This window comes from Blastococcus sp. SYSU DS1021 (assembly GCF_054050995.1).
This window is the reverse complement of sequence record NZ_JBJHAL010000004.1, coordinates 121,853-146,011: the sequence shown is the minus strand read 5'-3', so window position 1 is coordinate 146,011 and position 24,159 is coordinate 121,853. Positions and strand designations below refer to the sequence as shown.

General features: G+C 74.9%; 19 protein-coding genes, 1 tRNA gene and 1 pseudogene. 18 read left to right on the top strand and 3 right to left on the bottom strand.

The window, feature by feature from the left end; all coding sequences use genetic code 11:
* Positions 1 to 15: 15 nt before the first annotated feature.
* From ACI8AP_RS04630 to ACI8AP_RS04620, 3 genes and pseudogenes are all read left to right on the top strand, one after another.
* Positions 16 to 270, top strand: coding sequence for a DUF4244 domain-containing protein (locus tag ACI8AP_RS04630; RefSeq protein WP_456588160.1), 255 nt, complete (start codon positions 16 to 18; stop codon positions 268 to 270).
* A gap of 3 nt (positions 271 to 273) precedes the next feature.
* A complete protein-coding gene (locus tag ACI8AP_RS04625) occupies positions 274 to 648 on the top strand; it encodes a TadE family type IV pilus minor pilin (protein ID WP_456588159.1) in 375 nt (124 codons plus the stop codon).
* Positions 645 to 971: pseudogene (locus ACI8AP_RS04620) on the top strand (Rv3654c family TadE-like protein); the annotation flags it as partial. The gene ACI8AP_RS04625 and the pseudogene ACI8AP_RS04620, both read left to right, overlap by 4 nt.
* A 36-nt stretch (positions 972 to 1,007) precedes the next feature.
* Here the strand turns inward: ACI8AP_RS04620 and ACI8AP_RS04615 are convergent.
* Entirely contained in the window at positions 1,008 to 3,491 is a 2,484-nt protein-coding gene (locus ACI8AP_RS04615; RefSeq protein ID WP_456588158.1) for a DEAD/DEAH box helicase, read from the bottom strand.
* A 187-nt stretch (positions 3,492 to 3,678) separates the two neighbouring features.
* Between ACI8AP_RS04615 and ACI8AP_RS04610 the strand changes: the two genes are divergently transcribed.
* From ACI8AP_RS04610 to ACI8AP_RS04600, 3 genes are all read left to right on the top strand, one after another.
* Positions 3,679 to 5,946 carry a sodium-translocating pyrophosphatase gene (locus ACI8AP_RS04610; protein ID WP_456588157.1) on the top strand — a complete coding sequence of 756 codons (2,268 nt, stop codon included), beginning with the start codon at positions 3,679 to 3,681 and terminating at the stop codon, positions 5,944 to 5,946.
* A gap of 266 nt (positions 5,947 to 6,212) precedes the next feature.
* Complete coding sequence (gene topA, locus ACI8AP_RS04605; protein WP_456588156.1) at positions 6,213 to 9,077, top strand: type I DNA topoisomerase; 2,865 nt, start codon at positions 6,213 to 6,215, stop codon at positions 9,075 to 9,077.
* Entirely contained in the window at positions 9,077 to 9,889 is an 813-nt protein-coding gene (locus ACI8AP_RS04600) for a class I SAM-dependent methyltransferase (protein ID WP_456588155.1), read from the top strand. The genes topA and ACI8AP_RS04600 overlap by 1 nt, the downstream gene beginning before the upstream one ends.
* Before the next feature lie 17 nt (positions 9,890 to 9,906).
* On the opposite strand, the gene ACI8AP_RS04595 is transcribed toward ACI8AP_RS04600, so the two are convergent.
* On the bottom strand, positions 9,907 to 10,731 hold the full coding sequence (locus tag ACI8AP_RS04595; RefSeq protein WP_456588154.1) for a trans-aconitate 2-methyltransferase: 825 nt from the start codon (positions 10,729 to 10,731) through the stop codon (positions 9,907 to 9,909).
* A 196-nt stretch (positions 10,732 to 10,927) separates the two neighbouring features.
* Here ACI8AP_RS04595 and tmk point away from each other — a divergent pair, with 196 nt between their 5' ends.
* The 3 genes from tmk (at position 10,928) to ACI8AP_RS04580 (ending at position 14,530) form a co-directional block, all read left to right on the top strand.
* A complete protein-coding gene (gene tmk / locus ACI8AP_RS04590; RefSeq protein ID WP_456588153.1) occupies positions 10,928 to 13,207 on the top strand; it encodes a dTMP kinase in 2,280 nt (759 codons plus the stop codon).
* Positions 13,204 to 14,400, top strand: a complete 1,197-nt coding sequence (locus ACI8AP_RS04585; RefSeq protein WP_456588152.1) for a DNA polymerase III subunit delta' — start codon at positions 13,204 to 13,206, stop codon at positions 14,398 to 14,400. The genes tmk and ACI8AP_RS04585 overlap by 4 nt, the downstream gene beginning before the upstream one ends.
* 57 nt (positions 14,401 to 14,457) lie before the next feature.
* A tRNA-Thr gene (locus tag ACI8AP_RS04580) sits at positions 14,458 to 14,530 on the top strand.
* A gap of 169 nt (positions 14,531 to 14,699) precedes the next feature.
* Here the strand turns inward: ACI8AP_RS04580 and ACI8AP_RS04575 are convergent.
* A complete protein-coding gene (locus tag ACI8AP_RS04575; protein ID WP_456588151.1) occupies positions 14,700 to 15,194 on the bottom strand; it encodes an inorganic diphosphatase in 495 nt (164 codons plus the stop codon).
* Positions 15,195 to 15,250: 56 nt separating this feature from the next.
* Here ACI8AP_RS04575 and dacB point away from each other — a divergent pair, with 56 nt between their 5' ends.
* The 9 genes from dacB (at position 15,251) to folK (ending at position 24,155) form a co-directional block, all read left to right on the top strand.
* Positions 15,251 to 16,675: a D-alanyl-D-alanine carboxypeptidase/D-alanyl-D-alanine endopeptidase gene (gene dacB / locus ACI8AP_RS04570; RefSeq protein WP_456588150.1), complete on the top strand. Its 1,425-nt coding sequence runs from the start codon at positions 15,251 to 15,253 to the stop codon at positions 16,673 to 16,675.
* Positions 16,676 to 16,723: 48 nt separating this feature from the next.
* The gene (locus ACI8AP_RS04565) at positions 16,724 to 17,806 is read left to right on the top strand and encodes a zinc-dependent metalloprotease (protein ID WP_456588149.1); all 1,083 of its coding nucleotides are present in this window, start codon (positions 16,724 to 16,726) and stop codon (positions 17,804 to 17,806) included.
* Between the two features lie 5 nt (positions 17,807 to 17,811).
* A complete protein-coding gene (tilS, locus tag ACI8AP_RS04560; RefSeq protein WP_456588148.1) occupies positions 17,812 to 18,840 on the top strand; it encodes a tRNA lysidine(34) synthetase TilS in 1,029 nt (342 codons plus the stop codon).
* Positions 18,837 to 19,421 carry a hypoxanthine phosphoribosyltransferase gene (gene hpt, locus ACI8AP_RS04555; RefSeq protein ID WP_456588147.1) on the top strand — a complete coding sequence of 195 codons (585 nt, stop codon included), beginning with the start codon at positions 18,837 to 18,839 and terminating at the stop codon, positions 19,419 to 19,421. Before tilS ends, hpt begins: the two co-directional genes overlap by 4 nt.
* Before the next feature lie 400 nt (positions 19,422 to 19,821).
* Positions 19,822 to 21,789 carry an ATP-dependent zinc metalloprotease FtsH gene (ftsH, locus tag ACI8AP_RS04550; protein ID WP_456588146.1) on the top strand — a complete coding sequence of 656 codons (1,968 nt, stop codon included), beginning with the start codon at positions 19,822 to 19,824 and terminating at the stop codon, positions 21,787 to 21,789.
* A gap of 13 nt (positions 21,790 to 21,802) precedes the next feature.
* On the top strand, positions 21,803 to 22,420 hold the full coding sequence (gene folE, locus ACI8AP_RS04545; protein WP_456588145.1) for a GTP cyclohydrolase I FolE: 618 nt from the start codon (positions 21,803 to 21,805) through the stop codon (positions 22,418 to 22,420).
* Between the two features lie 13 nt (positions 22,421 to 22,433).
* The gene (folP, locus tag ACI8AP_RS04540; protein ID WP_456588144.1) at positions 22,434 to 23,297 is read left to right on the top strand and encodes a dihydropteroate synthase; all 864 of its coding nucleotides are present in this window, start codon (positions 22,434 to 22,436) and stop codon (positions 23,295 to 23,297) included.
* Positions 23,281 to 23,652: a dihydroneopterin aldolase gene (gene folB / locus ACI8AP_RS04535; protein WP_456588143.1), complete on the top strand. Its 372-nt coding sequence runs from the start codon at positions 23,281 to 23,283 to the stop codon at positions 23,650 to 23,652. Before folP ends, folB begins: the two co-directional genes overlap by 17 nt.
* Entirely contained in the window at positions 23,649 to 24,155 is a 507-nt protein-coding gene (gene folK, locus ACI8AP_RS04530) for a 2-amino-4-hydroxy-6-hydroxymethyldihydropteridine diphosphokinase (protein ID WP_456588142.1), read from the top strand. Before folB ends, folK begins: the two co-directional genes overlap by 4 nt.
* Positions 24,156 to 24,159: the final 4 nt, after the last annotated feature.

The following is a 24,159-nucleotide window of genomic DNA, read 5'->3' as shown; positions in this document are numbered from 1 at the left end:
CGAGGAGGACGCCCGATGCCCGGAACCACGCCCGCTCCCCGCAACCCGTCACCGGAGGGGGCCGAGGAGCCGCCTCGCGGCCTGCTCCTCCGCCGCCGGTGGGCGCGGCTGCAGACACGTGCGGAGGCCGGCATGAGCACCGCCGAGTACGCCGTCGGCACCGTGGCCGCCTGCGCCTTCGCCGCGGTGCTCTACCGGGTGGTCTCGGGCGACTCCATCGTCACCGGGCTCACCGAGCTGGTCGACGCCGCGCTGGCCACCCTCTCCTGAGCGGTGGCACGTCGAGCGGCCCCGCGCCGGGAGGCCGGGATGGTCACCGCCGAGACCGCGGTGGTCCTGCCGGTCCTGCTGCTCGTGCTCGCCGGGGCCGTCGCCGCGGTCACCGTCGTGGGTGCGCAGCTGCGGTGCGTCGACGCGGCCCGGGAGGGGGCCCGGGCCGCGTCGCGCGGGGAGGAGGTCGCGGTCGTCGCGGAGTGGGCCGGCCGGGCGGCGCCGGCGGGTGCCCGCACGGCGGTCACCGGCAGCGGGAGCGAGGTCCGCGTGACCGTGACGGCGGAGGTCCGGCCCCTGGGCCCGCTGCCCTGGCGGGTCACCGTCACCGCCGCGGCGGTGACGCAGCGCGAGCCCGGGACGGAGCCCCCCGGATGAGCAGGGAGCGCGGCTCGGCCACGGTGTGGGTGCTGGTGCTCTGCGCCGTCCTGGTGACCGTCGCAGCCGGGGCGGTGCTGGTCGGCCTGGCCACGGTGGCCCGCCACCGGGCGGCGACGGCGGCGGATCTCGCCGCCCTGGCCGCCGCCGGGCGCGCGGTGCTGGGTGATCCGGCGGCCTGCACCGCGGCCGCCGAGGTCGCGGCCGCCAACGGCGCGGAGCTGACCGGGTGCCGGGTCACCGAGGGTGCGGTCGTCGAGGTGACCGTGCGCGTGCCGTTGCGGCTGGGCCGGCTCGGCGTGCACGGCGCGGAGGGCCGGGCCCGCGCCGGCCCGGTCGCAGCCGCCGCGCCGACCGGGTCAGAAGACGAGGTCCTCCTCGGTCGGCGCGGGCACCTCTTCGGCAGCAGTGACCGCGCCGGGAACCGGGGCGTCGTCGTCCTCGTCGGCGAGGTCGTCCGCGCCCCGCTCGTCGACGGTGGCCAGCTCGTCCAGGACGACGTCGAGCACCCGCACCGCGCCGGCCTTGTCGAGGGGGTCGTTGCCGTTGCCGCACTTGGGCGACTGCACGCACGAGGGGCAGCCGCTCTCGCACTCGCAGCTGGCCACGGTCGCGCGGGTGGCCTGCAGCCAGCTGCGCAGTGCCGCGTAGCCGCGCTCGGCGAAGCCCGCTCCGCCGGGGTGGCCGTCGTAGACGAAGATCGCCGCCGTCCCGGTGTCGGGGTGCACCGCGGTGGAGAGCCCGCCGAGGTCCCAGCGGTCGCAGGTGGCCAGCAGCGGCAGGATGCCGATCGCCGCGTGCTCGGCGGCGTGCAGCGAGCCGGGCAGCGCCGCGTCGTCGACCTCCGCCCGCTGCACGGCGCGGGAGTCGAGGGTCAGCCACACCGCCTTGGTCCGCAGCTGGCGCGGCGGCAGGTCGAGCGGGAACTCGGCGAGCACCTCGCCGGTGCCCAGCCGCCGCCGCTGGTACGCGACCACCTGGTTGGTCACGTCGACGACGCCGGTGTGCGCGGTGACCGTGCCCAGCGACCGGGTCTGCTCGATCGAGACGATCGCCAGGTCGGTGACGTCGCGGGCCACCGTGGTCCAGTCGGGGCTCTCCGGGTGCACGACAGCGCAGGCGTCGTCGAGGTCGAACTCGTCGACGACGAAGGTGTCGCCCCGGTGCACGTAGAGGGCGCCCTCGTGCACGGTGGAGTGCGCGGCGCCGCCGTCGACGGTGCCGAGCAGCCGGCCGGTGCCGGCTTCGATGATCGCCACCGGCTCGTCCCCGCTGCCGCGGATGTCGACGTCGGGGCGGCCGCGCCCGGCCCAGTACCAGCCGGCCGGCCGCCGGCGCAGCTGCCCGGCGGCCACCAGCTCGTCCAGCTGCGCCTCGGCCACCGGGCCGCCGAAGTCGGCGAGGTCCGCGGGCACCAGCGGGAGCTCGGCCGCGGCGCAGCACAGCTGCGGGCCCAGCACGTAGGGGTTGGCCGGGTCGGTGACGGTGGCCTCGACCGGCCGCCCGAACACCGCCCGCGGGTGGTGGGCCAGGTAGTGGTCCAGCGGGTCGTCGCGCGCGACGAACACCACCAGTGACTCCCGCTGCGCCCGCCCGGCCCGCCCCGCCTGCTGCCAGAGCGAGGCGAGCGTCCCGGGGTAGCCGGCCAGCAGGACCGCGTCCAGTCCCGCGATGTCGATGCCGAGCTCGAGCGCGTTGGTGGTCGCCACGCCCAGCAGGTCCCCGGCCGAGAGCGCCCGCTCCAGCTCCCGGCGCTCCTCGGGCAGGTAGCCGCCGCGGTAGGAGTCCACCCGGGGGACGAGGTCGGCGCGGCCGCGGTCGTGCAGCAGCCGGCGGGCCTGCTCGGCCACCGACTCCGCGCTGCGGCGCGAGCGCACGAACGCCAGCGTCCGCGCGCCCCGCTCGACGAGGTCGGCGAGCAGGCCGGCGGCGTCGGCGGCGGCCGAGCGGCGCAGCGGCGCCCCGTGCTCGCCGGTCCGCTCGGTGAGCGGTGGTTCCCAGAGCGCGAAGGTGGCGCCCGGGCGCGGGGAGCCGTCGTCGGTGACGGCGACGACGTCCGCCCCGATCAGCCGGGTCGCCGCGGCGGCCGGGTCGGCCACGGTGGCCGACGCGAGCACGAAGACCGGGTCCGCGCCGTAGCGGCGGCAGATCCGGCGGAGCCGGCGCAGCACGTGCCCGACGTGCGAGCCGAACACCCCGCGGTAGGCGTGGCACTCGTCGATCACCACGTAGGCCACCCGGCGCAGCGTGCTCGACCAGCGCTGGTGCGCGGGCAGGATCCCGCGGTGCAGCATGTCGGGGTTGGTGACGATCCAGCGGGAGTGCCGCCGGACCCAGTCCCGCTCTTCGGCCGGGGTGTCGCCGTCGTAGGGGGCCGGCCGCACCGAGGGGTCCGCGAGCTCGGCCACCGAGGCCAGCTGGTCGCGGGCCAGCGCCTTGGTGGGCGCGAGGTAGAGGACGCAGGCGCGCGGGTCCTCGGCGAGCGTGGTCAGGGCCGGGAGCTGGTAGGCCAGCGACTTCCCCGACGCGGTGCCGGTGGCGACGACGACGTGCCGGCCTTCCCGCGCCGCCTGCGCCGCCGCGACCTGGTGCTGCCACGGAGCGCGCACGCCCCGTGCCACCAACCGGTCGCGCAGGCCCGGCTCCACCCACTCCGGCCACGCGGCCGTGCGGCTCTCACGCACCGGCAGGTGGTGCACGTGGGTCACCGGCTGCTCGTCCTCGGCCGTGTCCGCCAGCAGCGCGGCCAGCAGCTCGCCGCCGCCGGGCCAGGCCGCAGCGCCCCCGGACCGGTCGTCCGTGCCGGGAGGGGGAGCCGACCGGACCGGGTGGAGCGTGGTCACCTCCCCACTGTCACACCCGGGCGCAACCGGCCGTCGCCCGCCGGGAGAAGGAGCGCGCGGACCGGCCACATGCAGTGTGATCTCCCTTACACTTCGCGCCGTCCCGGGGCCCGCCCCCGGGACGCCGACCTCCGCCGCACCGGGGAGCACGGCGCCTCCCGGGCGGCCGCAGACGCCTGGAGGAGCCATGCCTGACGGATCGCTGTCCGGCGGGGAGACGGCGCTGGTCGCCGTCATCCTCGCGATCTCCCTCGCCGCGCTGGCCTTCGCCGCCTACCTGGTCCGCGCCGTCATCGCCGCCGATCAGGGCACGGAGAAGATGAAGGAGATCGCCCGGGCCGTCCAGGAGGGCGCGGCGGCCTACCTGCGTCGGCAGTTCCGCACGCTCAGCGTCTTCGCGGTGATCGTCTTCGCCCTGCTGCTGGTCCTCCCCGTGGCCGACGGCGGCTTCGGCACCCGGGTGGGACGGGCGGTGTTCTTCCTCGTCGGGGCACTGTTCTCGGCGCTGGTCGGCTTCATCGGCATGACCCTGGCCACGCGCGGCAACGTGCGGGTGGCGGCCGCCGCCCGCGAGGGCGGCTACCGGCCGGCCTTCCGCATCGCGTACCGGACCGGCGGCGTCTGCGGGATGATCACCATCGGCCTCGGCCTGTTCGGCGCGGCGCTGGTCCTGCTGCTGTTCGACGAGACCGCGCCGGTCGTCCTCGAGGGCTTCGGGTTCGGCGGTGCGCTGCTGGCGATGTTCATGCGCGTCGGCGGCGGCATCTTCACCAAGGCCGCCGACGTCGGCGCCGACCTGGTCGGCAAGGTCGAGGCCGGCATTCCGGAGGACGATCCCCGCAACGCCGCGACCATCGCCGACAACGTGGGCGACAACGTCGGCGACTGCGCCGGGATGGCCGCCGACCTCTTCGAGTCCTACGCCGTCACCCTGGTCGCCGCCCTCATCCTGGGCCAGGTCTTCTTCGGCTCGGTGGGCATGGTCTTCCCCCTCGTGGTGGCCGCGATCGGGGTCATCGCCTCGGTCGTGGGCATCCTGGCCACCAACCCGGGCAAGAACGACCGCAACGGCCTGGCCCCGATCAACCGCGGCTTCTTCGTCTCCGCCGTGGTGTCGCTGGTGCTCGTGGCGGTCGCCGCGTTCACCGTGCTGCCCGGCACCGGTGGGGGTGCGGGCCTGGCTGTCAGCCCGCAGGTGCTCGGCCTCGTGGCGGTGCTCGTCGGCGTCGTGCTGGCCGCGGCCATCCAGCAGCTCACCGGCTACTTCACCGAGACCAGCCGCAAGCCGGTCCAGGACGTCGGGCGCAGCTCCCTCACCGGACCGGCCACCGTCATCCTCTCCGGCATCTCGCTGGGCCTGGAGTCGGCGGTCTACGCCGCGCTGCTCATCGGGGGAGCGGTCTACGGCGCCTTCCTCATCGGGGGCGGGGCCGCGCTCTACGCCGTCGCCCTGGCCGGGTGCGGGCTGCTCACCACCGCCGGCGTGATCGTCTCCATGGACACCTTCGGCCCGGTCAGCGACAACGCCCAGGGCATCGCCGAGATGTCCGGCGACATCGACGACGACGGCGCCCGGGTGCTCACCGACCTCGACGCCGTCGGCAACACCACCAAGGCGATCACCAAGGGCATCGCCATCGCCACCGCCGTCCTCGCCGCCACCGCGCTCTTCGGCTCCTACAACGCCCAGGTCGCCGTCGCGCTCGACGAGGCCGGCGCCACGCTCGGCACCGCCTTCAGCCTGGTCAACCCGAACAACATCGTCGGTGCGGTCCTCGGCGCCGCAGTGGTCTTCTTCTTCTCCGGGCTGGCCATCAGCGCCGTGTCCCGGGCCGCCGGACGCGTGGTCTTCGAGGTGCGCGAGCAGTTCCGCACGCACCCCGGGATCATGACGTTCGAGGAGCGGCCGGACTACAGCCGGGTCGTCGACATCTGCACCAAGGACTCGCTGCGCGAGCTCGCCACCCCGGGCCTGCTGGCCGTGCTGGCGCCGGTGGCCGTGGGCTTCGGTCTCGGCATCGGCCCGCTGGCCGCCTACCTCGTCGGCGCCATCGCGGCGGGCACGCTCATGGCGGTGTTCCTCTCCAACTCCGGCGGCGCCTGGGACAACGCCAAGAAGATGGTGGAGGACGGCAGCTACGGGGGGAAGGGCAGCGAGGCCCACGCGGCCACCGTCATCGGCGACACGGTGGGCGACCCCTTCAAGGACACCGCCGGCCCGGCGATCAACCCGCTGATCAAGGTGATGAACCTGGTGGCACTGCTCATCGCACCCGCGGTGGTCGCCCTGTCGGTCGGGGAGGGCGCCAACACCCCGGTCCGGGTGGCGATCGCGCTGGCCGCCGTCGTCGTCATCGTGGTCGCGGTCGTGGTGTCCAAGCGGCGCTCGGTCGTCGTCGGCGAGGCGACGACGGCGTCCTCCACCGGGTCCGAGCTCACCACCAGCGCGCCCTGAACACCGCCGGCGGCTGACCCCTTGGCGGTACACCGCCTTCCACCTGCGGGAACACGGCCGCACCATCCACGTTGGTCGGGGTGGCGGCACGCCCATGGAGAGGTCGCCCCCGGCGCCACGGCGCCGGGGTGGCTTACCGTGGCCCGCCGAGGGGCGTTCCGCGGTGGCGCCCGCCGCCCCGGCACCCGCCGGGGCGACGCAGGAGACCGGCCGACCGGCCGGTCCCGCCGCACCCGCACCGCCCCCGCAGCACCGACAGGAGTCCCGTGCCCACCAAGACCACGCAGACCGAGAGCGACCCCACGACGGACGGCGCGAAGAAGACGCCGGCCCGCCGGGGCTCGGCCGCGTCCGGCGGCCGGCCGCTGGTCATCGTCGAGTCGCCGACGAAGGCGAACAAGATCGCCGGCTACCTGGGCAGCGGCTACGTCGTCGAGGCCAGCGTCGGGCACATCCGCGACCTGCCGCGCAACGCCGCCGACGTCCCGGCCGAGCACAAGGGCGCGGCGTGGGCGCGGCTCGGTGTCGACGTCGACAACTCCTTCGAGCCGCTCTACGTGGTCAGCCCCGACCGCAAGCAGCAGGTCACCCGGCTCAAGCAGCTGGTGAAGGACGCCAGCGAGATCTACCTCGCGACAGACGAGGACCGCGAGGGCGAGGCCATCGCCTGGCACCTGATCGACACCCTCAAGCCGCGGGTGCCGGTGCGCCGGATGGTCTTCCACGAGATCACCCCCGAGGCGATCGCCCGTGCCGTGGCCAACCCGCGGGAGCTCGACACCCACCTGGTCGACGCGCAGGAGACCCGGCGCATCCTCGACCGGCTCTACGGCTACGAGGTCTCCCCGGTCCTCTGGAAGAAGGTGCTGCCGAAGCTCTCGGCCGGCCGCGTCCAGTCGGTGGCCACCCGCATCGTCGTGGAGCGCGAGCGTGAGCGGATGGCCTTCCACGCCGCCGACTACTGGTCGCTGGAGGGCACCTTCGCCGTCCCCGGCCGCGCCGCCGGCGCCGACGCGGGCGAGCCCACCACCGTGCGGGCCAAGCTGGTCAGCGTCGACGACAGTCGCGTCGCCACCGGCAAGGACTTCGACGCGGCCACCGGCCGCGTCACCGGTGACGTCGTGCACCTCGACGAGGCCGGCGCCCGTGGCCTGGCCGCCCGGCTCGAGGGCCGCCAGGTGAGCGTCAGCCGGGTCGACGAGAAGCCCTACCGCCGTCGTCCGTACGCCCCGTTCACCACCTCCACGCTGCAGATGGAGGCCGGTCGCAAGCTCGGCTGGTCGTCGGCGCAGGTCATGCGGGTGGCGCAGCGGCTGTACGAGAACGGCCACATCACCTACATGCGGACCGACTCGACGAACCTGTCGGCCGAGGCGGTCAACGCCGCTCGCACCCAGGCGCGGGAGCTGTACGGCGACGCGTACGTGCCGCCGGAGGCGCGGGTCTACAGCAAGAAGTCCAAGGGGGCGCAGGAGGCGCACGAGGCCATCCGGCCCGCCGGGGACAGCTTCCGGACCCCCGGCCAGCTGGCGTCGGAGCTGGCGCGCGACGAGTTCCGGCTCTACGAGCTGATCTGGCAGCGCACCGTCGCCTCGCAGATGGCCGACGCCGTCGGCCAGACCGTCAGCGTCCGGCTGGCCGGTCGCAGCAGCACCGACGAGGCGGTCGAGTTCACCGCCAGCGGCCGCACGATCACCTTCCCCGGCTTCCTGCGGGCCTACGTGGAGTCCCGGGACGAGGGCGCGCAGAAGGACGGCGACGACGACCACGGCAGCGACGACGCCGAGCGCCGGCTGCCGCGCCTGGAGCGCGGCCAGACCCTCGACACCCGGTCGCTCGACGCCAAGGGCCACACCACCCAGCCGCCGTCCCGCTACACCGAGCCGAGCCTTGTGGCCCGGCTGGAGGAGCTGGGGATCGGCCGGCCGTCGACCTTCGCGTCGATCATGCAGACCATCCAGGACCGCGGGTACGTCTGGAAGAAGGGCAACGCCCTGGTCCCGTCGTTCGTGGCGTTCGCCGTGGTCAACCTGCTCGAGCAGTACTTCGCCCAGCTGGTCGACTACCAGTTCACCGCCTCGCTGGAGGAGGAGCTCGACGAGATCGCCGGCGGGAACCTGGGCCGGGTGGACTGGCTGACCGAGTTCTACTTCGGTGGCGAGGGCCGGCACGCCGGCGCGATCGCGCAGTCCGGCGGGCTCAAGCAGGTCATCGGCCAGCGGCTGGAGGAGATCGACGCCCGCGGCATCAACTCGATCCCGCTGCGCGCCACCGACCGCGAGGGCCGCCCGGTCGTCGTCCGCGTCGGCCGCTACGGCCCCTACCTGCAGGCCGACGGCGAGGACGGCGCGCGCGTCAGCATCCCCGAGGACCTCGCGCCCGACGAGCTGACCGAGGAGAAGGTCCGCGAGCTGCTGGAGGCGCCCTCGGGCGACCGGGAGCTGGGCACCGACCCGGAGTCCGGGCACCCGGTCGTGGTGAAGGCAGGCCGCTACGGCCCCTACGTCACCACCGTCGTCCCCGAGGGGAGCAAGGAGTCGCCGCGCACGGCGAGCCTGTTCTCGTCGATGTCCCCGGAGACGGTGACCATCGACGACGCGCTGAAGCTCCTGACGCTGCCGCGCACCGTCGGCACCGCGCCCGACGGCGAGGAGATCCAGGCGCTCAACGGCCGGTACGGTCCGTACCTGAAGAAGGGCACCGACTCCCGCTCGCTCGACAGCGAGGAGAAGTTGTTCACCACCACGCTGGACGAGGCTCTGGCGATCTTCGCCCAGCCCAAGCAGCGCGGCCGGGCGGCGGCCAAGGCCCCGCTCAAGGAGCTCGGCCCCGACCCGGTCACCCAGGGCGTGGTGACCGTGCGCGAGGGTCGCTTCGGGCCCTACGTCACCGACGGCGAGACCAACGCCAGCCTGCGCAAGGGCGACGACGTCGAGTCGATCACGATCGAGCGCGCCGCCGAGCTCCTGGCCGACCGCCGAGCCGCTGGACCGTCGAAGAAGAAGGCCGCCAAGAAGACGACGGCGAAGAAGACGGCGGCGAAGAAGACGACCGCGAAGAAGGCCACCGCGAAGAAGACGACCGCGAAGAAGGCCGCCACGACGGCGTCGGACCCGGTCACCGCGGGCTGATGAAGGACCCCGTCCCCCGCACCCCTCGCATGCTCGGGGGAGGCCTCGGGGCGGGGCCGCCGGACGAGGACGCGCTGGGGGCACGGGCGCGCTCGTTCGGGGCGGTCGCGGCCGGGTACGCCGCGCTGCGGCCGACGTACCCGGTCGACGCGGTCGAGTTCCTCCTCGGCCGGGACCGGTCGCTCGACGTGCTCGACGTCGGTGCCGGCACGGGACTGCTCACCCAGGTCGTGCTGGGCCTGGGGCACCGCGTCCGCGCGGTCGACCCGTCCCCGGAGATGCTGGCCGAGCTCGGCGCCCGGTTCCCGGCGGTCGCCACCGCCGTGGGGACCGCGGAGCGGCTCCCGGCTGGGAACGCCTCGGTCGACGCCGTCGTGGCCGGGCAGGCCGCGCACTGGTTCGACCCGGTCCCGGCCGCCCGCGAGATCCGCCGGGTGCTCCGTCCCGGTGGAGTCCTCGGCCTGGTCTGGAACACCCGCGACGACCGGGTGCCCTGGATCGCCGCACTGGAGGAGCTGATCGCCGACGAGGCGCGCGGGCACGAGGCCGACCAGCGCGTCGTCGACCGCTTCGCCGAGGAGCTCGGGGCCGACGTCGAGGTCGTCGAGTCGGGGATCGTGCAGCGTGCGGGCCCCGAGGACGTCGTCGGCGGCATCGCCACCCGCAGCTACGTGGCGGTCATGGACGGCGCCCGGCGCGAGGAGTTCCTCTCCGCGATCCGCCGGCTGCTGGCCGACCACCCCGGCACCCGGGGGCGGCCGGAGCTCGAGCTGCCCTACCGGACGCACGCCTACCGGCTCACCCCGCGCTGACCGCCGCCGGCCGACGGTCAGGACAGGCGGGTGCCGACGGCGAAGACCCGCCGGAAGGGCAGCAGCGTCGTGCCGTCGGGTCGGGGCGGGTAGGCCGTCCGCAGGGCCTCGGCGTAGGCGGCGGAGAACGCGGTCGCGGCGTCGTCGTCCAGCCGGGCGAGGACCGGGCGCAGCACCGTCGAGCGCACCCAGGCCAGCACCGGGTCGGGCCCGCTCAGCTCATGCAGGTACGTCGTCTCCCAGACGTCGGGCACCAACCCCGCCCCGGTGAGTACCTCGGCGTAGCCGGCGGGCTCGAGCACGGCGTCGGCCCGCGGCGCGACGCCGGCCAGCCGGTCGGCCCACTCCGGGCGGCGGCACAGGTCGGCCAGCAGCGCGTGGGTGGGTGCCCGGAAGTTGCCCGGCACCTGGACGGCGAGCCACCCGCCGGCCGGCAGGGCCGCGGCCCAGCGCGCCATGAGGTCCGGGTGCCCGGGCACCCAGTGCAGGACGGCGTTGCTGACGACGACGTCCACCGCGCCGGCCGGGGTCCAGTCCCGCACGTCGCCGAGCCGGAACTCCACGTGCCCGGGAGCGGTGGCGGTGGCCGCGGCCAGCATCTCGGGGGAGGAGTCGACGCCGATGACGCGGGCACCCGGCCAGCGCTGCGCCAGCGAAGCGGTCAGGGAGCCCTCTCCGCAGCCCAGGTCGACGACGACCCGCGGGTCGGGGGCCCCCACCCGGGCGAGCAGGTCGGCGAACGGGCGGGCGCGTTCCCCGGCGAACCGCAGGTAGGTGTCCGGGTGCCAACGGCCGGGTGAAGTCTTGCCGGCCTGGCGCGTCGGATCCCCGGTCGCCCTCATCATCCCCGACCCTGACAGGGCTCCGCCCGTCCGCGGAGCCGTCGAGAACCGCCCACCCGCCGGGTAATGCGGTGCCGGAACGTGGTCCCCGGCCGGTACCGTAACCCCGCTGGGCCCGCTCCGCCCTGCCGCCCACCGACCTGGGGAGCTCGCCATTCCGGCCGACCCGAACTCACCGGCACCGCCCGAGAAGGCGGTGCCGGCTGCTCCGGTCGGGGAGCCGGCCGCCCCGGGCGACGGGCTGCCGCCCGCCGGCACGCCGGTGCCGCCGTCCGCGGGCCCGCCCCTGACCGACGTCGGCCCGGACGGCGCACCCCCCGGCTCGTCCGCCTCGGGCGCGGACGGCTCCGGTGCGGTGGGCACGGTGGCCAAGATCCGCGCGGTGCTGCGGGTGCGCGACTTCCGCAAGCTCTGGCTGTCCACGCTGCTGTCCAGCTTCGGTGACTGGCTCGGCCTGCTCGCCATCACCGTCACGGCGACGATGACCTTCGACGACTACGCCGCGCAGAACTTCGCGCTGGCCGGCGTCCTGCTCTTCCGGCTGCTCCCGGCCATCGTGCTCGGCCCGGTGGCCGGGGCCTTCGCCGACCGGTTCGACCGGCGGAAGACGATGGTGGTCACCGACATCTTCCGGTTCGGGCTGTTCGCCTCGATCCCGATCGTCGACAACCTCATCTGGCTCTTCATCGCCCAGTTCGTCATCGAGGCCTTCAGCCTGTTCTGGATCCCGGCCAAGGACGCCGCCGTCCCCAACATGCTGCGCAAGGACCAGCTGGAGCCGGCCAACCAGCTCTCCCTGGTCACCACCTACGGGCTCACCCCGGTGGCCGCGGCGATCGTGTTCGCCCTGCTCACCAGCGTGGGCGGCGAGCTCAGCGCCGTCCTGCCGGGCGTGGACGAGGTGGACCTCGCCCTCTACCTGAACGCGCTCACCTTCCTGGTCGCGGCCTTCGTCATCTGGAACCTGCCGTCGATCAGCGGCCGCCGGGCGGAGGGGGCGGTGGTCGGCCAGCAGGAGAGCTTCCTCGGCTCGCTGGTCAAGGGCTTCTCCTTCGCCGGGCACACCCGCCTGATCCGGGGCCTGGTCGTGGGCATCACCGGGGCCTTCGTCGCGGCGGGCGCGATCATCGCCACCGGGCAGGCCTACGTCAACGTGCTCGGGGGCGGCGAGGCGGCGTACGGCCTGCTGTTCGGGGCCGTCTTCGTCGGCCTGGGCCTGGGCATCGGCATCGGCCCCAGCGTGGCCCGCGACCTCGCCCGCGAGCGCATCTTCGGGCTGGCGATCGTCGGCGCCGGGGTGGTCGTGGTGCTGCTGTCGCTGTCCTTCGCGCTGTGGATCTCGCTGCTGCTCGTGGTCGTCATGGGCTTCTTCGCCGGCATGGCCTTCCTGGCCGGGATCACCCTGATCGGCACCGAGGTGGAGGACTCGATCCGGGGCCGCACCTTCGCGATCGTGCAGTCCCTGGTCCGCGCGGCGCTGATCATCTCCCTGGCCCTCGTGCCGATCGGGGTGGGGCTGATCGGCCGGGAGGAGCTCGACCTCGGCGCCGTCGTGCTGCCGCTCTCCGGCGAGCGGATCATGCTGCTCGCGGCCGGGCTGCTGGCCATCGGCGTCGGGTTGCTCGCCTACCGGCAGATGGACGACCGGCGCCCCATCCCGCTGTGGGCCGACGTCGTCACCGCGCTGCGCCGCGACACCACCGCGCGCCGCAGGCTGGCCGGGGGCGGGGTGCTCATCGCCTTCGAGGGCGGCGAGGGGGCCGGCAAGTCCACCCAGGTGCGCCGGCTGCAGGAGTGGCTCGCCGACGAGGGGCTGACCGCCCGTGCGTCCTTCGAGCCCGGCGCCACCCCGCCGGGGGCCGGGATCCGCTCGATCGTGCTCGACCGCGCCCAGGTGGGCATCGCCCCGCGGGCCGAGGCGCTGCTCTACGCCGCCGACCGCGCCCAGCACGTGCACGAGGTGCTGCGCCCCGCGCTCGACGCCGGCGAGGTCGTGATCACCGACCGGTTCATCGACAGCTCGCTGGCCTACCAGGGCGCCGGGCGCACGATCCCGCTCGACGACGTCCGCACGATCTCCCGCTGGGCCAGCCAGGGCCTGCAGCCCGACCTGACGGTCCTGCTCGACCTGCCGCCCGAGGTGGGCCTCGCGCGAGCCCGCGGCCGGGCCGCCGCCGACCGGCTGGAGTCGGAGTCGCTGGAGTTCCACCAGCGGGTGCGGCGCACCTTCCAGGAGCTCGCCGAGGCCGAGCCCGACCGCTACCTGGTGCTCGACGCGCGGCGTTCACCCGACGAGCTCGCGGCCGCGATCCGGGTGCGGGTCGCCGAGCTGCTCTCCGGGCTGCCGCTGCAGACCCCCGCACCGCCGGCCGCGCAGACCCAGGTCGCTCCCGAGCTGCGGCACGACGGCCGGGGCGGTGCCCACGCGCACCATCCGCACGCGCAGACCGGCGCCACGCCGCAGCTGCACCCGTGACCGCCCCGGTGGTGGCGCCCGAGGAGGGCGTCTGGACGCAGGTGGTCGGCCAGCCGGCCGTGGTGGCCGAACTGCGGGCGGCGATCGCCGACCCGACCGCGATGACCCACGCCTGGCTGTTCACCGGCCCGCCGGGGTCCGGGCGGTCGGTGGCCGCGCGCGCCTTCGCCGCCGCGCTGCAGTGCCCCGCGGGCGGGGACGGCACCTGCCACGCGTGCCGCACCGTGCTGGCCGGGACGCACGCCGACGTGCAGATGATCGTCCCCGAGGGCCTGTCCATCGGCGTCGCCGAGGTGCGCGAGCTCGTGCGCATCGCCGGCCGGGCCCCCTCGCAGGGCCGCTGGCAGGTGGTGGTGGTCGAGGACGCCGACCGGATGACCGAGCAGGCGTCCAACACCGTGCTCAAGATGCTCGAGGAGCCGCCGCCGCGCACCGTGTTCCTGCTGTGCGCGCCCAGCCTCCACCCGGACGACGTGCCTGTCACCATCCGCTCGCGCTGCCGCGTCGTCGGGCTGCGCACCCCGCCGGCGGAGGCGATCGCCGAGGTGCTGGTCCGCCGGGACGGCGTCGACCCCGCGCTGGCCGCCTGGTCGGCCGCGGCGTCGGGCGGGCACGTGGGCCGGGCCCGGCGGCTGGCCCGGGATGAGACGGCACGGCTGGCCCGCAAGGCGGTGCTCGACGTCCCCCTGCGGCTGGTCTCCCTCGCCGCGTGCCTGGACGCCGCCGACGACCTGGTCGGCGCGGCGAAGGAGGAGGCCGACGAGGCCTCCGCCGCTCTGGACGGGGCCGAGACCGAGGCGGTCAAGGCCAGCCTGGGGGTCGGTGCGCGCGGGCCGGGCGTGGCCGCCGCCAGCCGGGGTGCGGGCCAGCTCAAGGAGCTGGAGAAGCGGCAGAAGTCGCGGGCCACCCGGCTCGGTCGCGACTCCCTGGACCGCGCGCTGGTCGACCTGGCCGGGCTCTACCGCGACGCACTGGTCCTCGACGCCGCTGTGTCCTCCCCGACCCACCCCGCGCCGCAGCTCAACCACCCCGACCGCCGCGCCGACGCCGAGGAACTGGCCCGGCGGATCGGCGCGGAGGGGGCGCTGCGCCGCATCGACGCCATCCTGGCCTGCCGCCGTGCGCTGGAGCAGAACGTGAAGCCCCAGGTGGCCCTGGAAGCGCTGACCGTCGCCCTGCGCTTGCCCGCGTGACACCTCGGCCCGTGCGCGAGCCCGGCGCGGCCGTGTCGTAGGCTGTGCGGGCAGTCCGCCGCCTTAGCTCAGTCGGTAGAGCATCTCACTCGTAATGAGAAGGTCGTCGGTTCGATTCCGACAGGCGGCTCTCCCAGACGCCGGGCCCGTCCACACGGACGGGCCCGCTGTCGTTCCCGGGCCCGTCGTGCGCGCGGGCGCATGGCCTGTACCCGGGTACGGCTGATGGCGGCACGTCCCCAGGGGGGCGTGCCGCCATCGGTGCACCCGACGCCCGGTCCGGAAGGCCGGGCGGGAGGTCAGTGGTGCGTGGAGTTGTTCTTGGCGCGCTCGATCGAGGCCAGGATCTCGGCCTCGGCCGCGTCGCGGCCGACCCACTCGGCGCCCTCGACCGACTTGCCCGGCTCGAGGTCCTTGTAGGTCTCGAAGAAGTGCTGGATCTCGAGGCGGTCGAACTCCGACACGTCCTCGATCTCCTTGAGGTGCGCCACCCGCGGGTCCGTCGCCGGGACGCAGAGGACCTTGTCGTCCCCTCCGGCCTCGTCGGTCATGCGGAACATGCCGATGGCCCGGCAGGTGACCAGGCACCCGGGGAACGTCGGCTCCTCGAGGATCACCAGGGCGTCCAGCGGATCGCCGTCCTGCCCCAGGGTGTTCTCGATGTAGCCGTAGTCCGCCGGGTAGCGGGTGGAGGTGAACAGCATCCGGTCCAAGCGGATGCGTCCGGTCTCATGGTCCAGCTCGTACTTGTTCCGCTGGCCCTTCGGGATTTCTACCGTCACGTCGAACTGCACGGACGTAGTGTGGCCCACGGGGGACGATCCGGTCGGCGCAGGCCCCCCTGTGGGGGGTGGGCACCATCTCGTCGAGCGGCTCGACGATCGTCACGGCCAACTACGGCCGCTTCCGACGGCGCATGACGATCGGCGTCGTGGTCCTCGTGCTGCTGCTCGCCGCCGGGGGTGTCGGGCTCGGCGTCGCGCTCGGCGGCGACACGGGCCGGGACGGCGCTGTCGCCGTCCCCGACGCGGAGCTGCCCAGCCTGGGCGAGGCCGAGCCCGTCCTGGCCGGGCTGTCGGCCGATGCGCCCCTCCCGGACCCCGACGTCCTCGCGGCCACGCTGACCCCGCTGGTCACCGGCCCGCCGCTGGGGCCCGGGACGACGGCGCAGGTCATCGACGTCGCCACCGGTCAGGTGCTCTACGACCAGGACGCCGCCGCCCCCCTGACCCCGGCCTCCACCGCCAAGCTGCTCACCGCCGCCGCCGTGCTCACCACCCTGGACCCGGCCGACACGTTCGAGACCCGGGTCGTCAGCGGCGCCACCCCCGGCGAGGTGGTGCTCGTGGGCGGCGGGGACCCGACGCTGTCGCGCACCGAGCCGTCGCTGACCTATCCCGGCGCCCCGACCATGGCCGACCTCGCCACCCAGGTGGTCGCCGAGCTCCCTGCCGGTACCGCCGTGACCCGCGTCGTGGTCGACAGCTCGCTGTTCAGCGGCCCGCTCACGGCCAGCGGCTGGGGTGCGGGGGACGCCCCTTCCAGCTACGCCGCCCCGATCACCGCCACCGCCGTCGACGGCGCCCGGGTCAGCCCCGGCGCGACCGCCCGGAGCGGGCAGCCCGGCCTGGACGCCGGCTCCGCCCTCGCCGACGCGCTCGGCGCGCCCGGCGCCGCCGTGGTCCTCGGGCAGGCCCCCGCCGGGGCACGGACGCTCGGCACCGTGGAGTCCGCACCGGTCGCCCGGCTGGTCGAGCAGGCGCTGTCCATGTCCGACAACGTGCTCGCCGAGTCCCTGGCCCGGCACGTGGCGCTGTCACGGGGGGAGCCTGCGACGTTCGAGGGCGCGGCCCGGGCCATCGTCGACACGCTGGACGAGGCCGGCCTGGACGTCACCGGCGTCGCCCTCGCCGACGCCAGCGGCCTCTCCCGGGAGGACGTGGTGACCGCCGAGCTGCTCACCGCCCTGGTGCGCGGGGCTGCCGACGGCAGCCTCGGGAACGCCGCGGGCCTGCTCGCCGGGCTCCCGGTGGCCGGGTACGACGGCACCCTCGCCGACCGCGGGGACGACGACCCGGCGACCGCGCCGGGGACCGTGCGCGCGAAGACCGGCACGCTGCTGGGTGTCAACGCCCTCGCCGGCACCATCGTGACCGCGGACGGACGGCTGCTGGCCTTCGCCGTGGTGGCGGACGAGGCGACGGGCAGCGAGGTGGCCGCGGAGGCCGCGCTCGACGAGGTCGCCGCCACGCTGGCCGCCTGCGGCTGCCGGTGACGCCGCGGCCCGCCGGGCCGGGGGGCGCTCCACGCGTACGGTGAGGCGATGAGCAGCGCCTCCTCGATGGTCGACTGGGATCTCGCCGGACGCACGGCCCGCCGGCTGGTGAGCAGCGGCCCGAGCACGACCCGGGAGGAGGCCGCCGCCGTCGTCGCCGAGCTGCACCGGGCCGCGGCCACCGCCGTCGAGCACGTCGAGGCCCTCACCGGGTTGCGGCCCGCCCCCGGGGGCGCGGTCCCGGAGGTCGTCGTCGTCGACCGACCGGGCTGGGCGGACGCCAACGCCCGCGGCATGGCCGCCCTGCTCGACCCGCTGGTGCAGAAGCTGACCGAGCGCCAGGAGAGCCGTCCCGGCGCCCTCGCCACGGCCATCGGCTCCCGCGCCACCGGGCTGCAGGCCGGTGGGCTGCTGGCCTTCCTGTCCTCGCGGGTGCTCGGCCAGTACGAGGTCTTCGGCACCGGTGGCCGGCTGCTGCTGGTGGCGCCGAACATCGTGGCGACCGAGCGGAAGCTGGGCGTCGACCCGTCGGACTTCCGGCTCTGGGTCTGCCTGCACGAGGTCACCCACCAGCTGCAGTTCACCGGCGTCCCCTGGCTGACCGGCTACCTCGAGTCGCAGATCGCGGAGTTCGTCGCCGCCACCGACCTCGCCCCCGACGTGCTGCGCGAGCGCCTGCAGGACCTGCTGCGCGGCCTCGCCGACGCGGTGCGGGGCGGGGACGGCGGCTCCGAGGGGCTGCTGGCGCTGGTGCGCGACCCGCGGCAGCGGGCCGTGCTGGACCGGGTGACCGCGGTGATGAGCCTCGTCGAGGGCCACGCCGAGTACGTCATGGACGGTGTCGGGCCCGACGTGGTCCCGTCGGTGCGCACCCTGCGCAAGCGGTTCGCGCAGCGCCGCAAGGGTCGCGGACCGCTCGACCGCGTGATGCGCCGGCTGCTGGGGCTGGAGCAGAAGATGAAGCAGTACGCCGACGGCCGGCACTTCGTCGGCGGGGTGGTCGAGCTCGCCGGCATGGAGGGCTTCAACCGGGTCTGGGAGGGGCCGGCGAACCTGCCGCTGGTCGACGAGCTCACCGCGCCCGAGCGGTGGGTGGAGCGGGTGCTCGGCCGCCCGGCGCTCCCCGCCTGAGGCCGGTGGCCGGGCCACCTCGCGCGGTCGCCGCGGTGCGGCTCGCGGTCCGCGCCGGGCTGCGGTCCGGCGCGGGCCCGGTGCTCGCCGCCTGCAGCGGGGGAGCGGACTCGCTGGCCCTGGCCGCCGCACTCGCCTTCGAGGCGCGGTCCGCCGGCGTGCGCGTCGGCGCGGTCACCGTCGACCACGGCCTGCAGCCCGGTTCGGCCGCGCGTGCGGAGAACACGGCCGCGCTGCTGCGGCAGCTGGGCCTGGACCCGGTGCTGGTGCTGCCCGTGCGGGTGGCCGGCCCCGGTGGCCCCGAGGCGGCGGCCCGCACCGCCCGCTACGCCGCGCTGGCCGCCGCGGCGCGGGAGCGCGGCGCCCGGGTCGCCCTCGGGCACACGCTGGACGACCAGGCGGAGACGGTCCTGCTCGGCCTGGGCCGCGGCTCCGGGCCCCGGTCGGTCGCGGGCATGGTGCCCTTGCGGGTCTCCGACGGCGTCTCCTGGTGGCGGCCGCTGCTCGGCGTCCGCCGCGAGACCACCCGGCGGGCTTGCGCGGACCAGGGGCTGCCCGTGTGGGACGACCCGTGGAACACCGACCCCGCCTACACCCGGGTGCGGCTGCGCACCGAGGTCCTGCCGCTGCTGGAGGAGGTCCTCGGCGGCGGTGTGGCGCCGGCGTTGGCGCGCACCGCGGGGATGCTCCGGGAGGACCTCGACGCGCTCGACGACCTGGCGGCCGCCGAGCTCGCCCGGCTGGCCGCGGAGTCCGGCGACGGCGGCCTGCCCGCCCGGCCGCTGGAAGCGCTGCCGGCCGCGCTCCGCCGGCGCGTGCTCCGCGGGTGGCTGCGCGGTGCCGGGGTCCCCGACCTGCAGGCGGTCCACCTGCGCGCGGTCGAGAGCCTGGTCACCGGCTGGCGGGGGCAGGGCGTGGTCGACCTACCCGGCGGCGCGGGCGTCGTCCGGGCGTCTGGCAGTCTGGTGCTGCTGCCGCCGGAGGCTCGGCGCAGCACCCCCGGAACCGCACCCCACGAGGAGCACACTCCGTGACGGAGCCTGCCAGCACGCCCGGCGCACTCGGTCCCGACCACGGCTACGGCCCGGACATCGACCACGTCCTGCTCAGCGAGGCGCAGATCCGCGACAAGATCGCCGAGCTCGCCGCGGCGGTCGCCGCCGACTACGCGGGCAGGGAGGTCCTGCTCGTCGGCGTGCTCAAGGGCGCGGTGCTGTTCATGAGCGACTTCGCCCGCGCGCTCCAGCTGCCCACCCAGATGGAGTTCATGGCGGTTTCCTCCTACGGGTCCGCCACCAGCTCCTCGGGTGTCGTGCGCATCCTCAAGGACCTCGACCGGGACATCACCGGCAAGCACGTGCTGGTGCTCGAGGACATCATCGACTCCGGGCTGACGCTCTCCTGGCTGCTCAAGAACCTCGGCGGCCGGAACCCCGCGTCGCTGGAGGTCTGCACGCTGCTCCGCAAGCCCGACGCGGTCAAGGTGGAGGTGCCGGTGAAGTACGTCGGCTTCGACATCCCGAACGAGTTCGTCGTCGGCTACGGCCTGGACTACGCCGAGCGGTACCGCGACCTGCCCTACATCGGCACGCTCAAGCCCGAGGTCTACGCCTGACACGTCGTCGTCCTCCGGACGACGACCGCGGCCGGGTGCCGTGCCCCGGCTGCGCTTGAGCCCTCCCGTCGCGGCCGGTGAGGAGCCTCCGGGCCCGTCGCCGGCTGCGACCCTCGCGGGGCGGATCACCTCCGGTGCCGCGACCGCCTGCCGTCCCCGCCCCGTGTCCCACGCGTCTGCCGTGACCGGCGAGGACCCTCCGGGCCCGTCGCCGGTCACGTCGCCCGGGCGGGGGACGTTCCCAGCTCGCACGCAGGGATCGCCCAGGTGCACCGGTGTACCGTCGATCCCGACGACGCTGCACCGAGCGCCGGGGTCCGTGCCCGGGCCGTGGCGGCGTCCCCGGGACGGTCAGGAGGGTCGACGGGCGAGCCGGCACGCCGGCGCCCGGCATCGGTGTATGGAACGTAAGAAGATCTTCCGCTCCGTGTGGTTCTGGGTGGTCCTGGTCATCCTGCTGGCCCTGACCGTCTCGTCGCTGTTCAGCGGTGAGGGCAACCGCCAGGAGATCACCACCTCGACGGCCCTCGAGCAGATCGAGAGCGGCAACGTCGAGTCGGCGACGCTCAACACCAAGGAGCAGACGCTCGACCTGGAGCTGACCGACGAGGTCGAGGGCAGCACCGAGGTCACCACCTCCTACCCGGTGGCGGTCGAGGGCGACATCGTCGACCTCCTGCGCGCCCAGGAGGACGAGCAGTTCGACACCAACGTCACCCAGGACAGCCTGCTGGTCAGCCTGCTGGTCAGCTTCCTGCCGTTCCTGATCCTGCTCCTGCTGCTCTTCTGGCTGTTCAACTCCATGCAGGGCGGCGGCCGGGGCGTCATGGCCTTCGGCAAGTCCAAGGCCAAGCAGATCACCAAGGACATGCCGAAGACGACGTTCGCCGACGTCGCCGGCGCCGACGAGGCGATCGAAGAGCTGCACGAGATCAAGGACTTCCTCGCCAACCCGGTGAAGTTCCAGGCCGTCGGCGCGAAGATCCCCAAGGGCGTGCTGCTCTTCGGCCCGCCCGGCACCGGCAAGACCCTGCTGGCCCGCGCGGTCGCCGGCGAGGCGGGCGTGCCGTTCTTCTCGATCTCCGGGTCGGACTTCGTCGAGATGTTCGTCGGTGTCGGTGCCAGCCGGGTCCGCGACCTGTTCACCCAGGCCAAGGAGAACTCCCCGGCGATCATCTTCGTCGACGAGATCGACGCCGTCGGGCGGCAGCGCGGCGCCGGCATGGGCGGCGGGCACGACGAGCGCGAGCAGACGCTCAACCAGATGCTCGTCGAGATGGACGGCTTCGACGTCAAGGGCGGGGTCATCCTGATCGCCGCGACCAACCGGCCCGACGTCCTGGACCCCGCGCTGCTGCGCCCGGGTCGCTTCGACCGGCAGATCGCCGTCGACCGCCCCGATCTCGAGGGCCGCAAGAAGATCCTCGAGGTGCACGCCAAGGGCAAGCCGCTCGCGCCCGACGTCGACCTGGAGACCGTGGCCCGCCGCACGCCGGGCTTCACCGGCGCCGACCTCGCCAACGTGCTCAACGAGGGCGCGTTGCTCACCGCCCGCAACAACGGCTCGATGATCACCGACGCGACCCTCGAGGAGGCGATCGACCGCGTCATCGCCGGCCCCGAGCGCAAGACGCGGGCGATGAGCGAGAAGGAGAAGAAGGTCACCGCCTACCACGAGGGCGGGCACGCCCTGGTGGCGCACGCGCTGCCCAACCTGGACCCGGTGCACAAGGTGACGATCCTGCCCCGCGGCCGCTCGCTGGGGCACACCCTCGTGCTGCCGACCGAGGACAAGTACACCCAGACCCGGTCGGAGATGATCGACACCCTCGCCTACGCCCTCGGCGGGCGGGCCGCCGAGGAACTCGTCTTCCACGAGCCGACCACCGGGGCCGGCAACGACATCGAGAAGGCCACCTCGATGGCCCGCGCGATGGTGACCCAGTACGGCATGAGCGCCAAGCTGGGCGCGGTGAAGTACGGCAGCAGCGACTCCGAGCCGTTCCTCGGCCGGGACATGGGGTCCCGCCCCGACTACTCCGAGGCCGTCGCCGCCGACATCGACGCGGAGATCCGCGCCCTGATCGAGGCCGCGCACGACGAGGCGTGGGAGATCCTGGTCGAGTACCGCCACGTCCTCGACCAGCTCGTGCTCGAGCTGATCGAGAAGGAGACGCTCTCCAAGGACGACATGGCGCGCATCTGCGCTCCGGTCGCCAAGCGGCCGGCCCTCGCCCCGTACAACGGCTTCGGCAAGCGCACCCCGTCCGACCAGCCGCCGGTGCTGACGCCGGCGGAGCGGGCCGGGCAGAACGGGTCGGGGGCCACCAGCCCCGTCGGTGACGTCGGGGCCCCGGTCCAGGGATGAGCCGGGACCACCGATGAGCGAGATCCCGGCCGAACCCGCCGACCAGCTGCTGACCCCGGCGCCGGGGGTGGACCAGGAGCGGGCCGCGGCGGCGGTCCGGGAGCTGCTGCTCGCCATCGGCGAGGACCCCGATCGGCCGGGCCTGCAGGACACCCCGGCGCGTGTCGCGCGGGCCTACGCGGAGACCTTCGCCGGGCTGGCGCAGGACCCGTACGACATCCTCGCGACCACGTTCGACGAGGACCACGACGAGCTGGTGCTGGTCAAGGACATCCCGATGTACTCGACCTGCGAGCACCACCTGGTGCCCTTCCACGGGGTCGCGCACGTCGCCTACATCCCGGGGCAGGACGGCCGGGTGACCGGGCTGTCCAAGCTGGCCCGGCTGGTCGAGGTCTACGCCCGCCGGCCGCAGGTGCAGGAGCGGATGACCCGGCAGATCGCCGACGCCCTCGACGACGCCCTCAAGCCGCGCGGCGTGCTGGTCGTCGTCCAGGCCGAGCACCTGTGCATGGCGATGCGCGGCGTCCGCAAGCCCGGTTCCTCCACGGTCACCTCCGCGGTCCGCGGCATCTTCCGCGAGAACGCGGCCACCCGCAGCGAGGCCATGGCCCTCGTGCTCGGCCGGTGAGCGGGGCGCGTCGATGAGCCCCGCCGCGCTGCCCCGTCCGGGTCGCTGCCTGGTGATGGGCGTCCTCAACGTCACGCCCGACTCCTTCTCCGACGGCGGCTGCTTCGCCGACCCCGCCACCGCGATCGCGCACGGACTGGCCATGCACGGCGCGGGCGCCGACTACGTCGACGTCGGCGGGGAGTCCACCCGCCCGGGAGCCGACCGGGTGGACGCCGAGGAGGAGTGCCGCCGCGTGCTCCCGGTCATCCGGGAGCTCTCCGCCGCGGGCGTGCGCACCAGCGTCGACACCACCCGCGCCGAGGTGGCCGAGGCGGCGCTGCACGCCGGCGCGGTGCTGGTCAACGACGTCAGCGGTGGGCTGGCGGACAAGAACATGGCCGACCTGGTGGCCGAGGCGGGCGTGCCCTGGGTGCTCATGCACTGGCGCGGGCACAGCCGGGAGATGTACGCGGCGGCGCAGTACGGCGACGTCGTCACCGAGGTCTGCGCCGAGCTCACCGCCCGGGTGGAGGACGTCGTCGCCGCCGGGGTGCGCCCCGACCAGCTGGTGCTCGACCCCGGCCTGGGCTTCGCCAAGCGCGCCGAGCACAACTGGGCGCTGCTGGCCGGGCTCGACCGGCTCGTGGCCGTGGGGCTGCCGGTGCTCGTCGGCGCCTCGCGCAAGACCTTCCTGGGCCGGCTGCTCGCCGACGCCGACGGCGTCCCCCGCCCGGCCGAGGAGCGCGACGCCGCGACCCTGGCCACCACGGTGCTCGCCGCGCAGGCCGGGGCCTGGGGCGTACGGGTGCACGACGCCGCCGGCTCGGTCGACGCCATCCGCACCGTGGCCGCCGTCCGCGCGGCGAGAGGAGCCGGCCGTGGCCAGCACCCCTGACCGGATCGTCGTCCGGGGCATCCGCGCCCACGCCCACCACGGCGTCTACGCCTTCGAGCGCGAGCGCGGGCAGATGTTCCGGGTGGACGCCGTCCTGGAGCTGGACACCACCGCCGCGGCCGCGGCCGACGACCTCGCGCGGACGGTGAACTACGCCGACCTGGCCCAGCGGTTGCACCACGTGGTCGCGGGGGAGCCGGTCAACCTGCTCGAGACCCTCGCCCAGCGGCTGGCCGACGTCTGCTTGGCCGACGAGCTCGTCGACGCCGTCGAGATCACCGTGCACAAGCCGCAGGCCGAGCTGGGGGTGCCGTTCGACGACGTCGAGGTCACCATCCGCAGGGAGCGCCGGTGAGCCGCGCCGTCCTCTCGCTGGGCGCCAACCTGGGCGACCGCGCCGGCGCGCTGCGCACCGCGCTCACCGCGCTGAAGGACGACGGCGTGCTGGTCGCCCGCTCCACGCTGTACGAGACCCCGCCGTGGGGGCCGGTCGAGCAGCCGCCGTACCTCAACGCGATCGCCGTCGTCCGCGGCGAACGGGATGCCCGGGGCTGGCTCGCGCGGGCGCAGGAGCTGGAGCAGGCGGCCGGCCGCACCCGCGAGGTGCGCTGGGGCGCCCGCACGCTCGACGTCGACGTGGTCACCGTGACCGGTGACGACGGCGCCCCCGTGCTCTCCGACGACCCCGCGCTGACCCTGCCGCACCCGCGGGCGCACGAACGGGCGTTCGTGCTGGTGCCCTGGCTGACCCTCGACCCGACCGCAGTCCTCCCGGGCCGCGGCCGGGTCGCCGACCTGGTGGCCGCGCTCGACCCCGCCGACGTGGCGGCGGTCGTGCGCTGGGACCACCTGCACTGAGGAC

What these genes read in the sequence shown, in the direction of transcription:
- ACI8AP_RS04630 (WP_456588160.1), top strand. Translation starts at nt 16, where the DNA reads ATGCCCGGAACCACGCCCGCTCCCCGCAACCCGTCACCGGAGGGGGCC.
- ACI8AP_RS04610 (WP_456588157.1), top strand. Translation starts at nt 3,679, where the DNA reads ATGCCTGACGGATCGCTGTCCGGCGGGGAGACGGCGCTGGTCGCCGTC.
- ACI8AP_RS04600 (WP_456588155.1), top strand. Translation starts at nt 9,077, where the DNA reads ATGAAGGACCCCGTCCCCCGCACCCCTCGCATGCTCGGGGGAGGCCTC.
- ACI8AP_RS04595 (WP_456588154.1), bottom strand. Translation starts at nt 10,731, where the DNA reads ATGAGGGCGACCGGGGATCCGACGCGCCAGGCCGGCAAGACTTCACCC.
- ACI8AP_RS04565 (WP_456588149.1), top strand. Translation starts at nt 16,724, where the DNA reads ATGAGCAGCGCCTCCTCGATGGTCGACTGGGATCTCGCCGGACGCACG.
- ftsH (WP_456588146.1), top strand. Translation starts at nt 19,822, where the DNA reads ATGGAACGTAAGAAGATCTTCCGCTCCGTGTGGTTCTGGGTGGTCCTG.
- folE (WP_456588145.1), top strand. Translation starts at nt 21,803, where the DNA reads ATGAGCGAGATCCCGGCCGAACCCGCCGACCAGCTGCTGACCCCGGCG.
- folP (WP_456588144.1), top strand. Translation starts at nt 22,434, where the DNA reads ATGAGCCCCGCCGCGCTGCCCCGTCCGGGTCGCTGCCTGGTGATGGGC.